This window comes from Zhihengliuella sp. ISTPL4, assembly GCF_002848265.1.
GTDB lineage: Bacteria > Actinomycetota > Actinomycetes > Actinomycetales > Microbacteriaceae > Microbacterium.
In genome coordinates this window covers 2,725,657-2,739,115 of record NZ_CP025422.1, presented here as the reverse complement: position 1 = coordinate 2,739,115, position 13,459 = coordinate 2,725,657, and the positions used below count along the sequence as shown (strand labels likewise).

General features: G+C 71.2%; 13 protein-coding genes. 6 read left to right on the top strand and 7 right to left on the bottom strand.

Annotated features, from left to right (window positions below):
• Positions 1 to 80 precede the first annotated feature (80 nt).
• Positions 81 to 1,487 carry a hypothetical protein gene (locus CYL12_RS13065; RefSeq protein ID WP_101847972.1) on the bottom strand — a complete coding sequence of 469 codons (1,407 nt, stop codon included), beginning with the start codon at positions 1,485 to 1,487 and terminating at the stop codon, positions 81 to 83.
• A 150-nt stretch (positions 1,488 to 1,637) separates the two neighbouring features.
• Positions 1,638 to 2,876 (bottom strand): trans-sulfuration enzyme family protein, encoded by a 1,239-nt coding sequence (locus CYL12_RS13060; protein WP_101847971.1) that lies wholly within the window; start codon positions 2,874 to 2,876, stop codon positions 1,638 to 1,640.
• A gap of 112 nt (positions 2,877 to 2,988) precedes the next feature.
• On the opposite strand from CYL12_RS13060, the gene CYL12_RS13055 reads away from it, so the two are divergent.
• Positions 2,989 to 3,456: an Lrp/AsnC family transcriptional regulator gene (locus CYL12_RS13055; RefSeq protein WP_101847970.1), complete on the top strand. Its 468-nt coding sequence runs from the start codon at positions 2,989 to 2,991 to the stop codon at positions 3,454 to 3,456.
• Between the two features lie 42 nt (positions 3,457 to 3,498).
• The gene (locus CYL12_RS13050; RefSeq protein ID WP_101847969.1) at positions 3,499 to 5,208 is read left to right on the top strand and encodes an AMP-binding protein; all 1,710 of its coding nucleotides are present in this window, start codon (positions 3,499 to 3,501) and stop codon (positions 5,206 to 5,208) included.
• Positions 5,209 to 5,211: 3 nt separating this feature from the next.
• On the opposite strand, the gene CYL12_RS13045 is transcribed toward CYL12_RS13050, so the two are convergent.
• On the bottom strand, positions 5,212 to 5,622 hold the full coding sequence (locus CYL12_RS13045) for a hypothetical protein (RefSeq protein WP_158297184.1): 411 nt from the start codon (positions 5,620 to 5,622) through the stop codon (positions 5,212 to 5,214).
• A 114-nt stretch (positions 5,623 to 5,736) separates the two neighbouring features.
• Positions 5,737 to 7,209 (bottom strand): MATE family efflux transporter, encoded by a 1,473-nt coding sequence (locus tag CYL12_RS13040; protein ID WP_101847967.1) that lies wholly within the window; start codon positions 7,207 to 7,209, stop codon positions 5,737 to 5,739.
• Between the two features lie 177 nt (positions 7,210 to 7,386).
• Between CYL12_RS13040 and CYL12_RS13035 the strand changes: the two genes are divergently transcribed.
• Positions 7,387 to 8,823, top strand: coding sequence for an amino acid permease (locus CYL12_RS13035; protein WP_233486746.1), 1,437 nt, complete (start codon positions 7,387 to 7,389; stop codon positions 8,821 to 8,823).
• A gap of 4 nt (positions 8,824 to 8,827) precedes the next feature.
• Here the strand turns inward: CYL12_RS13035 and CYL12_RS13030 are convergent, their stop codons facing one another.
• From CYL12_RS13030 to CYL12_RS13020, 3 genes are all read right to left on the bottom strand, one after another.
• Positions 8,828 to 9,280, bottom strand: coding sequence for a DUF2871 domain-containing protein (locus tag CYL12_RS13030; protein WP_101847966.1), 453 nt, complete (start codon positions 9,278 to 9,280; stop codon positions 8,828 to 8,830).
• 78 nt (positions 9,281 to 9,358) lie between these two features.
• Entirely contained in the window at positions 9,359 to 9,982 is a 624-nt protein-coding gene (locus tag CYL12_RS13025; protein ID WP_025102775.1) for a response regulator, read from the bottom strand.
• Positions 9,979 to 11,223, bottom strand: a complete 1,245-nt coding sequence (locus CYL12_RS13020) for a sensor histidine kinase (RefSeq protein ID WP_101848807.1) — start codon at positions 11,221 to 11,223, stop codon at positions 9,979 to 9,981. The genes CYL12_RS13025 and CYL12_RS13020 overlap by 4 nt, the downstream gene beginning before the upstream one ends.
• Before the next feature lie 75 nt (positions 11,224 to 11,298).
• On the opposite strand from CYL12_RS13020, the gene CYL12_RS13015 reads away from it, so the two are divergent.
• The 3 genes from CYL12_RS13015 to CYL12_RS13005 all read left to right on the top strand — a co-directional run bounded on the left by CYL12_RS13015 (position 11,299) and on the right by CYL12_RS13005 (position 13,419).
• Positions 11,299 to 11,952 (top strand): IMPACT family protein, encoded by a 654-nt coding sequence (locus CYL12_RS13015; RefSeq protein ID WP_101847965.1) that lies wholly within the window; start codon positions 11,299 to 11,301, stop codon positions 11,950 to 11,952.
• A 65-nt stretch (positions 11,953 to 12,017) separates the two neighbouring features.
• Positions 12,018 to 12,935: a J domain-containing protein gene (locus tag CYL12_RS13010; protein ID WP_101847964.1), complete on the top strand. Its 918-nt coding sequence runs from the start codon at positions 12,018 to 12,020 to the stop codon at positions 12,933 to 12,935.
• 64 nt (positions 12,936 to 12,999) lie between these two features.
• The gene (locus CYL12_RS13005) at positions 13,000 to 13,419 is read left to right on the top strand and encodes a Fur family transcriptional regulator (protein ID WP_101847963.1); all 420 of its coding nucleotides are present in this window, start codon (positions 13,000 to 13,002) and stop codon (positions 13,417 to 13,419) included.
• Positions 13,420 to 13,459 lie beyond the last annotated feature (40 nt).

Genomic DNA, 13,459 nt, shown 5'->3' with positions numbered 1-13,459 from the left:
ACCCCCTTGAGGTCGACCCACCCCCTTACGTGACGCACTTTGGGGGGTGGGGCGCACGGAAGGGGGTGGGTCGACGACGGTCAGCGGTGGGTGACGCGGTGGCCGATCCAGAAGCCGATCGCGATCAGGCCGACCAGACCGATCCCGAGGATCCACGGGAGCAGAGACGGCGCGGCGCCCGCCGTCGCCGTCGCGAGGGTGCCGGAGCCGTCGGCGATGCGCCCGTTGCCGGCCGCGAGGTCCGCGGCGCCCGCGTCGAGCTTCGCGCTTCCGGCCGCGAGGGTGCCGGACCCCTCGGCGACCGCGTCGGCGCCGGTACGGAGGTCGGTCATCCCGGACCGGAGGTCGCCGGCACCCGACTGCAGCGCGCCGACGCCCGTGGCCAGAGACCCGGCGCCCTCGTCGAGCCGCGCCGCGCCGGCGCTCAGCTCCGCGGTTCCGGAGTACAGCGATGATGCTCCGGTCGAGAGGGTCTGCAGCCCGGACGAGAGATCCGCCGCGCCTGCCGCGAGACGGGAGGTGCCGTCCTGCAGCGTCTGCGCTCCGGCGACCAGGGCGGGAGCGCCCTGCGGGGAGACCAGCACCACGGTCCCCGGCCACCCCTTCGTGGAGTCTCCGTTGATGAGCGCACCGACGCCGGCCGTGACGCGAGCGGAGCCGTCGGCAGCGCCGATGAGCCCCTGGGCGAGCGCCGGTGCGGCCGCGGCGGGGGCGGCCAGCGCCCCGACCTGCTTCTCGACGACGGCGGCGAGCGTCGCGAGCTGCTGGAGCTGCACGTCGTCAGGGTGTGCGGCGAGGAGCCCGTGGAGGCCAGCGGCGAGCGTCCGCGCATTGCCGGGAGCGCTCGTGGCGACGCCCGTCAGCAGCGTCTTCGTCTCCGGATGGGCGAGCTTCTGCACGTCGGCGCTCACTCCGGCGCGCAGCGTGGTGCTCAGGGTCGTCGCACCCTCGAGCACGCCGTTCGCGTACCGGTGGGCGCCGGCGACCCCCGCGGCGAGAGTGGTCGCGCCGTCGACGAGCTGTCGAGCCCCGGCATCTGCTGCCGCCATCCTCGCCGCCAACTCCTGCGATCCGGCGAGCGCCGACTGCGCGCCGCCGCTCACCCGTCCCGCACCGTCGAGAGCGGTGGCGGCTCCCGCGGCGAGAGTGGTCGCGCCCTCCGCGAGCGTAGCGGCGCCCGCGGCGGCGGTCGTCGCGCCGTCACTGAGCTTCGCCGATCCCTGCTGCGCCGTCGCGGTGCCTGCGGCGAGATCCTGCGTGCCCGCGGCCAGCTCGTCGGCTCCCGCGGCGAGGTCGGCGGCTCCTGCGGCGAGGTCCGAGGATCCCCCCTGCGCGGTGGTCGTGCCGTCCGCGAGCTCCGCAGCACCCGCGGACACCTTGCTCATCGTGGCGAAGAACAGCAGCACCATCGCCGCCAGCAGAAGGCTGAGGACGATCACGGCGATGCGCATGCCGAGGCCGTGCGCGTGGGTCTTTTCACTCGTCATTGAGGACTCCCGAGGTCAGTGGCGTCGTTGCCACCCGCGACTGTAGGCCCGCCCTCTCCGCGACCCCCCGGTTTTGCCGCCAGGAACCAAGTCCCACATCACCCGAGACTCAGTTTCTTGTCACTCTCGCACAATCGTCGACCCACCCCCTTACGTGCGAGCCACCCCCGTTTGTGACGCACTTTCCGGGGTGGGTCGCGCGGAAAGGGGTGGGTCGGCGAGAGTGGCGAAGGCGGTCGCGAGGTCGGCGAGGAGATCGTCGACGTCCTCGAGGCCGATGGACAGACGCAGGACGTCGGCGGCGGGACGCGCCTCCGCAGGGACCGGACGGTGCGTGAGCGCGGCGGGGTGCTGGATGAGGGAGTCCACGCCCCCGAGCGACACGGCGTGCGTGAAGAGGCGGGTCGCCCCGGCCACCGCCGCGGCCGCCGTGTAGCCACCACGCACCCGCAGGGCGATCATCGCCCCGGGCCCGCGGAGCTGCCGTTCGAGGATGCCACGCGGATCCCCATCGAGCCCGGGATAGAAGACCTCGGCGACCTCGGGCCGATCGACCAGCCACTGCACGATGCGACGAGCGCTCTCCTGCTGGTGCCGCACGCGGACCGGCAGGGTCGTGAGACCGCGGTGGAGCAGGTACGCGCCGAGCGGGTGCAGGAGCCCCCCGGTCACCGCACGCACGCGACGCAGCGCCTCCGCGGTCGTCTCGTCACAGGCGACGACGCCGGCGATGACATCACCGTGGCCGCCGAGGTATTTGGTGGCGCTGTGCAGCGACATCGCCGCGCCGTGGTCGATGGGGTTCTGCAGCACGGGGGTCGCGAACGTGTTGTCGACGACCACCGGCACGCTCTCCGCCTGCCGCACGACCTCGGCGATGTCCGCGACCTCGAGGGTCGGGTTCGCCGGCGTCTCCACGACGACGAGCCCGGTGTCGGGACGCAGGGCGGCCGCGACCTCATCGGGGCGGCAGTACGTCGTTTCCACGCCGAGCAGCCCGGACCCCAGCAGGTGGTCGGTGCCGCCGTAGAGCGGGCGGACCGCCACGACGTGCCGCGCCCCCGTGGCGCCGGTGTGCGCGAGGATCACGGCGGTCATGGCCGCCATCCCGGAACCGAAGGCGACGGCGGCCTCCGCGTGCTCCAGCTCGGCGAGGGCGTCCTCGAAGCGCGCGACCGTCGGATTCCAGAGCCGCGCGTAGACCATGCTGCCGTCCTGCGGCGGGCGCCCCCCGGTGGCCATCGCCTCGTACGAGTCGCCGCCGCGCTCGACGTCGGGAAGCGGGTTGGTCGTGGAGAGGTCGATCGGCAGAGCGTGGACCCCGAGCGCCTCGAGGTCGGCACGGCCGCTGTGGACGGCGACGGTGTCGGGGTTCAGCGGTGCGGTCATCCCTCCACGCTGACGGAATCGCAGTACTTTTGCTGGTCTGCAACAGAACAACTCGCCGAATCACTCATTCTCGCTATTCTGTGCAACATCCGATCGCATCGAGGAGGACACGTTGGCGAAAGCGCAACTCGACGAGATCGATCTGGAGCTGCTCGCGGCCCTGAGCCGCGATGCGACCGTCACCAACAAGGCGCTGGCCCACCGCCTCGGACTCGCGGAGTCCACCTGCGCATACCGGATCCGCGCACTCCGGGAGCGGGGTGTGATCCGAGACACACGCGTCCGCCTCGACGGCTCCGCCCTCGGCTACCCGCTGCAGGCGATCATCAAGGTCCGCCTCGCGCATCACACCGGTCCCAAGGTCACGGCGCTCTTCGACGCGCTCGCCGCGATCCCCCGCGTGCTCCAGGTGTTCCACGTCGCCGGTGTCGACGACTTCCTCGTGCACGTGGCCGTGCAGGATGCGACCGCCCTGCGCGACATCGTGCTCGAGCACATCACCGTGCACCCCGTCGTCCGCGGCACCGAGACCCAGCTCGTGTTCGAGCTCCGCGACGGCACGGGTTTCCTCCCCCGCTGAACGAGGGGGCAGGATGGAGGGACGCCGTTGCAAAGGAGCACCATGAGTCGTCGTGCCACCCCCGCCACCGAAGCGATCCGCGGGATGAGGGACCTCCTCTTCACGCACGCCACGGACTACGACGCCGCGCGCCGCGAGTTCACCTGGCCGGACCTCGCCGAATTCAACTTCGCGCTCGAGTGGTTCGACGTCGTCGCCGGAGAGAACCCCGGTCGTCCGGCCGTGCAGATCGTCGAGGCCGACCTCAGCCTCCGCTCCTGGACGTACGGGGAGCTCTCCGCCCGCTCCGACCAGGTCGCCGCCTGGTTGCGCGGCCTCGGCATCGGCCGCGGCGACCACGTGATCGTCATGCTCAACAACACGATCGAGCTGTGGGAGGTGATGCTCGCGATCACGAAGCTGGGCGCGGTGTCGATCCCGACCTCGACGCTGCTGTCGGCGTCGGACCTCGCGTACCGCATCGAGCACGGCCGCGCCGGCGCCGTCGTCACCCTCGGCGCCCTCGCCGACCGCCTCGAGGGGATCGACCCCGCGGTCCTGCGGATCGGCGTCGGCGCGTCGCTGCCCTCGGGCTGGAAGCGCTTCGCGGATGCCGCCGCCACCACGGAGGAGTTCGTTCCGGACGGCCCCACGCCCGCCGGCGACACGGCGCTGTTGTACTTCACCTCCGGCACGACGAACCGCCCGAAGCTCGTGCAGCACACCCACGTCTCCTACCCCGTCGGCCACCTCTCGACGATGTGGTGGCTCGGGGTGCGCCCGGACGACGTGCACCTCAACATCTCCTCCCCCGGGTGGGCCAAGCATGCCTGGTCGAGCTTCTACTCGCCGTTCCTGGCCGAGGCGACGGTGTTCGTCTACAACTACGACCGCTTCGACGCGAACACGCTCATGGAGGTCATGGACACCCACCACGTCTCGACGTTCTGCGCCCCGCCCACGGTCTGGCGCATGCTCATCCAGGCCGACCTCTCCCGGCTCGCGCACCCTCCGCGGGAGCTCGTGGGCGCCGGCGAACCGCTGAACCCCGAGGTCATCGACCGGGTGCGCGAGGCGTGGGGCGGCACGATCCGTGACGGCTTCGGGCAGACGGAGATGACGGCCTGCATCGGCAACTCCCCCGGGCAGACCGTCAAGGTCGGGTCGATGGGCCGTCCGCTGCCCGGATACCCGGTCGTGCTGCTCGACCCGTCGACCGGCGAGGTCGTGGAGGACGAGGGCGAGATCGCGCTCGATCTCGCGCAGCCACCCCTCGGCCTCATGGCGGGGTACTACGACGATCCGGAGAAGACCGCGGAGTCGCGGGCCGGGGGCTTCCATCACACCGGGGACATCGCCGTGCGCGACGCCGACGGCTACCTGACCTACATCGGACGCTCCGATGACGTGTTCAAGGCCTCCGACTACAAGATCTCACCGTTCGAGCTCGAGTCCGTGCTGCTGGAGCACGAGCTCGTGGTCGAAGCGGCCGTCATCCCCAGCCCCGACCCCACGCGCCTCGCGGTGCCGAAGGCGTACGTGTGCCTGACACCGGACGCGGGCGCGGACGAGGCAGCCGCCGCGCGCGCCGTGTTCGGCTACGCGCACGAAAGGCTCTCCTCGCACCTGTGGGTGCGGATCATCGAGTTCGTTCCCGAACTGCCGAAGACGATCTCCGGGAAGATCCGCCGCGTCGAGCTGCGGGCGCGCGAGAGCGCCCGCGTGGCCGCGGGCGACGAGGCGCGGCAGCACCGCGACCGCGACTACCGCTGAGCGCTAGGAGACGACGGCGACGGGCGCCGTGGGCGTCGCGGTCGAGCCGGTCTTGAGCGTGGCCGTCGTCGTGGTCGCCGGCGCCGGCTTCGCCGGCTTCACGCGCGCGGCCCGGCGTCGCGACTCGAACCCGCCGGCCGTGAGCATCGCGCGCACGATCCCGCCGATCACGAGCATGCCCACGAGCGACGCGCCCGCCGCGATCAGCGGAAGCCACTGATTCGCGAAGCTCGCGGTGAAGCTCATCAGCGCGCATACGATCCACAGTCCGACCGCGCCGCCCGCGAGCCCCCCGGCTCCGCGGATGATCGCGATCGCGGCCACGATCGCGCAGATCGCGGCGAGCGCCGCACCCACGTATCCGATCGGTACCAGAATGGCGGCCAGGTCTCTGGCCACTCCCAATGTCGTCATGACGACCCCCCGTCCGGCGGAACCCCTCCGCACCTTCGACACTAGAAGTGTCTCTCCGGAAGCCCATCCGTCTCAAGTCCGATCCGGGTCATCCTTCCGGTGGATATCCGCGGATCAGCGCCGGACCGGCCATCGCAGTCGGCGGGGGCGCACGACGCGGACCGGACGCGTGACGACCGCATCGACGACCATCGAGCCGTCGGTGGGACCGACGATCGCGATGGCGGAGGTCTCGGTGGCCTCGGCTGGGGCCACCGGCTGCGTCGCGAGCGCGCGGTGCGCTTTGACATAGGCCGGCACGAGGAGCACGATCGCCCCCACCCAGGCGAGCGGGTTGCTGAGGGCCACCCCGTCGAAACCGATCATCGCCCCGAGGACGACCGCAGCGACGACGCGCATCACGAGCTCGATCACACCGGTCACGGTCGGCACGAGCGTGTGGCCGAGTCCCTGCAGCGCGCCGCGGAGCACGAAGAGCATGCCGAGCGCCCAGTAGCCGCAGCCGTTGATGATGAGCATGCGGTGCGCCATGGCGACGACGTCGTCCGAGCCGTCGCCGACGAACAGCCGGACCATCGGCGCGCCGAACGCGATGAGCAGCCCGCCGAGGACGATCGCCGCCGCGACCGCCATCCAGGTGGCCTCGACCACGCCCCGCCGGATGCGGTCGGGACGGCGGCCGCCGTGGTTCTGGGCCGCGTACATCGACACCGCGAGCCCGAGCGAGGAGAGCAGGGCGACCGCCAGGCTGTCGACCCGCGACGCCGTCGTGTACGCGGCGACGGCGTCGGCGCCGAGCGTGTTGAGGGCGACCTGCACCGTGAGGGTCCCGATCGCGATGATCGAGGCTTGGAAGCCCATGGGGAGGCCGAGGCGCAGGTGATCGGCGATGTCGGTGCGGGAGATGCGCCAATCCGAACGGCGCAGGTGCAGCATGGGCAGCCGCCGCCGCACGAACTCCAGGCACAGGATCACCGAGACGGCCTGCGCGACGACGGTGGCGAGCGCGGCGCCCGCGACGCCCCACTCCAGCGGACCGACCATGAGCACGACGAGGCCGACGTTGAGCGCGCAGGAGACCGTGAGGAACACCAGCGGGGTCTTCGAGTCACCGATGGCGCGGATGATGGCGGAGAGGTAGTTGAAGAACATCGTCGCGCCCGCGCCGAGGAAGCTGATCTGCGTGAACACCGTCGCCTCGGCCATGAGCTCGGGCGGCGTCTGCAGCAGCGTCAGGATCGGCCCGGCGATGAGGGGAGCGACCACGGTCAGGACCACGCTCGTGATGCCGCTGAGGAGCACACCCGTCGCGACCGAGCGGCGCACGGCCGCGTCGTCGCGCGCGCCGAAGGCCTGGGCGATGGGGATCGCGAAGCCGCTCGTCAGACCCCAGGCGAAGCCGAGGAGGAGGAAGAGCAGGCTTCCCGTCGCGCCGACGGCAGCGAGCGACTGGACGCCGAGGTGGCGTCCGACGACGATCGCGTCGGCGAACTGGTAGAGCTGCTGAACGACGTTGCCGAGCAGAAGCGGGATCGAGAAGGCGAGGATGACGCGCCACGGACGGCCCGTGGTGAGGGTGGTGGCCATGAAGGAAGGGGCTCGCAGGGAGAGAGGGGATGGATCGGGGGTGCGCCCAGTTTATCGAATCGTTTCGGACGAAGGGAACACGTGCGAGCCGAAATGCCGGTCCGCGTCCGTCGATTTCGGCCTGACACACCCCGATGGTTACTCTGCATCAGTCGACGACGACCGGAGGAGAAGAGCGTGACGAAGCAAGACACGGGGGCCATCCGCCAGGGGCAGACCGGAGCCGGAGGCGAGGAGCACCTGCGGCGCGCGCTCAGCAACCGGCACATCCAGCTGCTCGCGATCGGCGGAGCGATCGGCACGGGCCTGTTCATGGGCAGCGGCAAGACGATCTCGGTCGCCGGCCCCTCCGTGATCTTCGTCTACATGATCATCGGGTTCATGCTCTTCTTCGTCATGCGGGCGATGGGCGAGCTGCTGCTGTCGAACCTCAAGTACAAGTCGTTCAGCGACTTCGCGAGCGACCTGCTCGGCCCGTGGGCGGGCTTCTTCACCGGCTGGACGTACTGGTTCTGCTGGGTGGTCACGGGCGTGGCCGACGTGATCGCGATCGCCGGATACACCGACGCGCTCATCCCCGGCATCCCGCTGTGGATCCCCGGTCTCAACCTGCCGACCGTCGCCGCCTTCGGCGAGATGGAGTTCTGGTTCGCGCTCATCAAGATCGTGGCGATCGTCGCGCTCATCGTGACCGGCCTGGTGATGATCCTCACCGGCTTCTCGCACGACGCCGGCACCGCGAGCTTCGCGAACCTCTGGGAGCACGGCGGCATGTTCCCGCACGGCTTCCTCGGATTCGTCGCCGGCTTCCAGATCGCGGTGTTCGCGTTCGTCGGCATCGAGCTCGTCGGCACCGCCGCGGCGGAGACGAAGGACCCGAAGCGCAACCTCCCGAAGGCCATCAACGCCATCCCGATCCGCGTCCTGCTGTTCTACGTGGGCGCGCTCATCATCCTCATGTCCGTCACCCCGTGGACCGAGTACGTCGCCGGCGAGAGCCCCTTCATCGCGATGTTCGCCCTCGCCGGGCTCGGCATCGCCGCCACCGTCGTCAACCTCGTGGTGCTGACCTCCGCGATGTCCAGCGCGAACTCCGGCATCTACTCCACGTCGCGCATGGTCTTCGGACTGGCGCAGGACGGCGACGCCCCGAAGCTCTTCGGCCGGCTCTCGAAGCGCCGCGTGCCGCAGAACGCCCTGTTCCTGTCCTGCATCCTGCTGCTGTCGGGCGTCGTGCTGCTGTACGCGGGCAAGGACATCGGCACGGCGTTCGAGATGGTCACCACCGTGTCGGCGGTGTGCTTCATGTTCGTGTGGACGATCTTCCTCTGCAGCTACCTCGTGTACCGGCGCCGGCGCCCGGAGAAGGCGGCGACCTCGGCGTTCAAGATGCCGGGCGGCGTGTTCATGGTGTTCGTCGTGCTCGCGTTCTTCCTGTTCATCCTCTGGGCGCTGACCACCCAGCCGGACACCCTGATCGCGCTGCTCGTGACCCCGATCTGGTTCGCGATCCTCATCGTCGCCTGGCTGTTCGTGCGGAAGTCGCCGCACCACCTGGAGCGCCACGCCGCGCACATCGCGTACCTGCGCGACGACACGATCCCGGCCGACTGAGGCGTCAGGCCACCGACTCGAGGGTCGTGGGCTGTGTGGCCGTGACCTTCGAGGCGAAGACGCGGGGACGGAGCGCGAGGAACAGCAGCACCATGCCGGCGGCGAGCAGCATGTGCCCCACGCCCGCGATGCCGGCGATCATCTTCGTCGACTCCTGGCCGAGCACCGTGAGGCAGCCGTGCCAGACGAGCATCGCCGAGGTCAGCACGAGCCCGGCGGTGTAGGTCCAGAAGAACCAGCCGAACAGCCGGCTCTCGGAGAGCGCGAACGCCTTCTCCAGGAGCATCACCACGAGGAAGACGACGAAGCCCAGCACGAGCAGATGCGTGTGCACGAGTCCGAGCTGCGTCGGCGCCCCCTCCGGGAAGCCGTTGATCTTGGTGAACTCGCGGTAGAAGAGTCCGGAGGCGACGCCCACCAGCATGGAGGCGAACGCGGCGGTGAAGAGCCTGCGCATGGGAGTCCTTTCTGTCTGCCTCCAGCCTCGCCGGGGAGCCGTCGCCGCGGATCCATCGAACGGTTGAGACCGCGGGCGTCAGAGCAGACCGGACTCCCTGGCGATCGCGACCGCCTTCGCGCGGCTGTCGGCCCCGAGCTTCTCGAAGACGTGCACGAGGTGGGTTTTCACCGTCGCCTCGGTGACGAACAGCGCCTTCGCGATCTCCCGATTCGAGGCTCCGGTGTCGAGCAGCCGGAGCACGTCGAGCTCGCGCCCCGTGAGCTGCACCCGCGGGGCGCGGAGGGCGCGACCGACGCGCGCCGTGAGCTCCGGGGTCAGCGCCTGTCCGCCCGACGCGGCCTGTCGCACGGCCCGGACGATGTCCTCCGGATCGATGTCCTTGAGCAGATACCCCGCCGCCCCCGCCTCGATCGCGCCGAGGATCTGGGCGTCGCGGTCGAACGTCGTGAGGATGAGCACCGCCGGAGCCGGGTCGAGCGCGCGGAGCGCCGCCGTCGTCTGCACGCCGTCCATGCCGGCCCCCAGCCGCAGATCGCAGAGGACGACGTCGGGACGCAGGTGCCGGGCGAGGACGACCGCCTCCTCCCCCGACGCGGCCTCGCCCACGACCTCGGCGTCGTCGCGGCGGTCGAACAGCGAGCGCACGCCGGCGCGCACGATGGGGTGGTCGTCGACGAGCAGGATCCGCACGGGGGTCACGGCCGGCCTCCGAGGGGCAGGTGGGCGGACAGCGCGGTTCCGTCTCCGGGCGCACTCTCCACGTCGAGACCGCCACCGAGCTCACGCAGTCGGGCGCGCATCGCCCGCAGGCCGTAGCCGCCGCCGGGCCCCGCCGACTCCAGCCGCGACGGATCGAAGCCGCGACCGTCGTCGACCACGTCCAGCCGCACCGTGTCGCCGGCGTCCGCGAGCGTCACCACGACACGAGTGGCGCCGGCATGGCTGCGCACGTTGGCGAGCGCGGACTGCACTGTCCGCAGCAGGGCGACCTCCGCGTCGAGGCCGAGTGCGGGCAGATCCTCGTCGGCGTGGAGGGTGCCCGCGATCCCGGTCTCGGCGGTCAGGCGCTCGAGCATCCGGGCGAGGGCGTCGCTCAACGCGGAACCGTCCAGCTCGGCGGGCATGAGGTCGTCGACGATGCGTCGGGCGTCGGCGAGCCCTTCCGCGGCGAGCGCCCCGATCTGCCCGAGCGCCCGATCCCGGCCGTCCTCGTGCTCGGCGGCCGACCGCGCCAGCAGGACGATGGACGACAGGCTCTGGGCGACCGTGTCGTGGATGTCGCGCGACACCCTGGTGCGCTCGGCGGCGGCGCCGGACTCCCGCTGGGTCCGTGCGAGCTCGTCCTGGAGGGCCGCCATCTCCTGCTGCGTCGCGACGAGGGAGGCGATGAGCCGCCGCCGCTCGCGCCCGTCGCGGACCAGTTCCAGGTAGCCGCGGGAGATCCCGAGGGCGAAGATCCCGCCCACGAGCGGTCCGATGACGTTCGCGTAGGTGGTCGTCCCGGTGTGCAGCAGCGGCGCGACGATCACGACGGCGAGGATGAGGACGCTCAGCGGAACGGCCCACCGCAGTCGCAGCAGGAAGCCGGCGAGCAGCCACAGCGAGAACGCGAGCCAGACGAACTCCGGCGACAGCGCCACCGCCCCCAGCCAGATGGCCGTGAGCCCCAGCAGCCAGCCGGTGGCGAGCGCCCGGTCGTCCGTGCGGGAGGAGAGCAGGAGCCCGCCGCCGTACCAGCCGAGGAAGGCGAGGGCGGTCGCGAGCAGCCACGGCACCGGGACCCCGTCGGCGAGTGAGCGGACGACGCCGACGACGGTGAGCACGACCGTGATGAGGGCCTGACCGATCCGGAGGGACGTGACCAGGCGTCCCCAGGAGCGCGTGCGTGCTCCCGCCCGCCCTCCCGGGTGGTCGCGCTCGGCGGTGTCTCCGGTCGGCATGCTGACATTCTCGTCCGCCGGGCCGGTGTGCGCCTCCATCGTTCGGTCGACCCGGTTCGAAGTATTCTGGGGCCGATGTCGACACCGCACGCGTTCCCGGCGACGATCGCGGCGGCTGTCGACCACGAGCTCGTCATCCGGAAGTCGCGCTTCCTCACGCACGTCGCACCGGTGTCTTCCGTAGCCGAAGCCGAGGCCGTCATCGCGACGATCCGGAAGCGCGCCTGGGACGCGAACCACAACTGCACCGCGATGGTGACCGGTCTGCACGGGGATCAGGCGCGGTCCTCGGACGACGGCGAGCCCTCCGGCACGGCCGGTGTCCCGATGCTCGAGGTCCTCCGGCGCCGCGGCCTCACGGACGTCGTCGCGGTGGTCACCCGCTACTTCGGCGGGGTGAAGCTCGGGGCGGGCGGACTCATCCGCGCCTACTCCACCGCGGTGTCCGAGACGCTCGACCGGGCCGTCCTCGTCCGTCGCGCGGCGCTCACCCAGGCGACCGTCGAGGTCCCGCAAGCCGAGGCCGGCCGCTACGACAACCTGCTCCGCGACTGGGCGGCGTCGCACGGGGCCACGCTCGGCACGCCGATGTACGGGGCCTCCGCGCAGCTGGAGCTGTGGGTGCCCGCCGCCGCGCTCCCGCGTCTGACCGCCGACCTCGCCGCCGCGTCCGGCGGTGCGGTCGCGCCCGTGGCCGGGACCGAGCGGATCGTCGACGTGGCGGACTGAGGCCTCCCGGCGGCTGCACACCGTCCGACGGATATCCTGGACGCCGCGGTCGCGGAAGGAGAGCGATGTTCGACAGTCCGCTCTCGGCCTCGCCGTATGAGATCCTCGGCGTGGATCCGGCCGTCGACGACGCCGAGCTCCGCCGGGCGTACCGGCTGCGGCTCCGGCAGACCCATCCGGACACCGGCGGCGATGCGGCGGTCTTCATCCAGGTCCAGCGCGCCTGGGAGCTCATCGGCACTGTGGAGGACCGCGCCGCCTACGACCGTCGCGCTGGTCTCACCGACGACGGCGGCGAGTGGAGCGGCTGGCGCCCGCAGACCGTGCGCACCGATACCCGGCCGCGCGCCCGATCCTACGGACACCCCGGCGGTTGGCGCCGGGAGCGCTACCTCTCCCTCATCCGCGAGTGGGCGGGTCACGGGGTCGATGTCCCTGATCCGTACGCCCCAGCTCTGGTCCGCGCGGCCCCGCGCGAACTCCGGCGGCTGCTCGCCGATGCGCTGGCGGAGGAGGCCACCGCCCGCACGGTCTCCGACCTCGGCATGGGCTTCACGGTGTGGCACGACGTCGCCGCAGGGCAGACCCCGGAGGACAAGCTCGACCACGTCGTGCTCAGCCCTTCCGGCCTCTACGGCGTCATGTCCGAGGACTTCGGCGCGGTCGTGGGCTTCCGCCGCGGGGAGATCACCGGCCCGAGCCTCGGCACCCGGGCCCCGGTCACGGCCGCGCTCGCCCGGATGCGCGTGGTGGCGAAGGCCGCGAAGGTGAAGTTCGGCGGTGCGATCGTGGTGCTCCCCGACGACGACCTCGCCCAGGCGGTCACCCCGCTCGGCAGCAGTCGCGGTGTCCCGGTCGTGGTGGTACGTCGCAGCGCGCTCGCGATGGTGCTGCGGCAGGGCGTCCCCGGAGCGCGAGCGATCGGCGGGAACGAGCTGTTCGACATCCGCACCCGGCTCCAGCAGACGGTCCGCTTCGTCTGAAATTTCGACTCGCCCGACCCCGCACCTCTTTTGAATAACTCAAAACACGTGTAGAGTCGAGGACATGGAGACGGAACTCGACTCGGCGTTGCGCGACGCCGGGCTGCGTGCGACCGCGGGCCGCGTCGCCGTTCTCGAGGCTCTCGGCTCCATGGCCCATACGGATGCGGAGCGGGTCTACCGCGCCGTCTCCGACGTGCTTCCGACGACGTCGATCCAGTCGGTGCACAACATCCTCGCGGACCTGACGACGGCGGGACTCATCCGCCGGATCGAACCGGCAGGCTCCGCGGCGCTGTACGAACGGCGCATCGGCGACAACCACCACCACATCGTCTGTACCGCCTGCGGCGCGGTCGGCGACGTGGACTGCGTTGTCGGCGAGGCACCGTGTCTCGCTCCGTCCTCGACGGGGGGCTTCACCGTGCAGACAGCTGAAGTCACCTTCTGGGGCCTCTGCCCCAGCTGCCAGAACGCCGCGTAGGCACATCCGCCGGCCAAGCCCTCAGCCAGGGGCCGCTCGG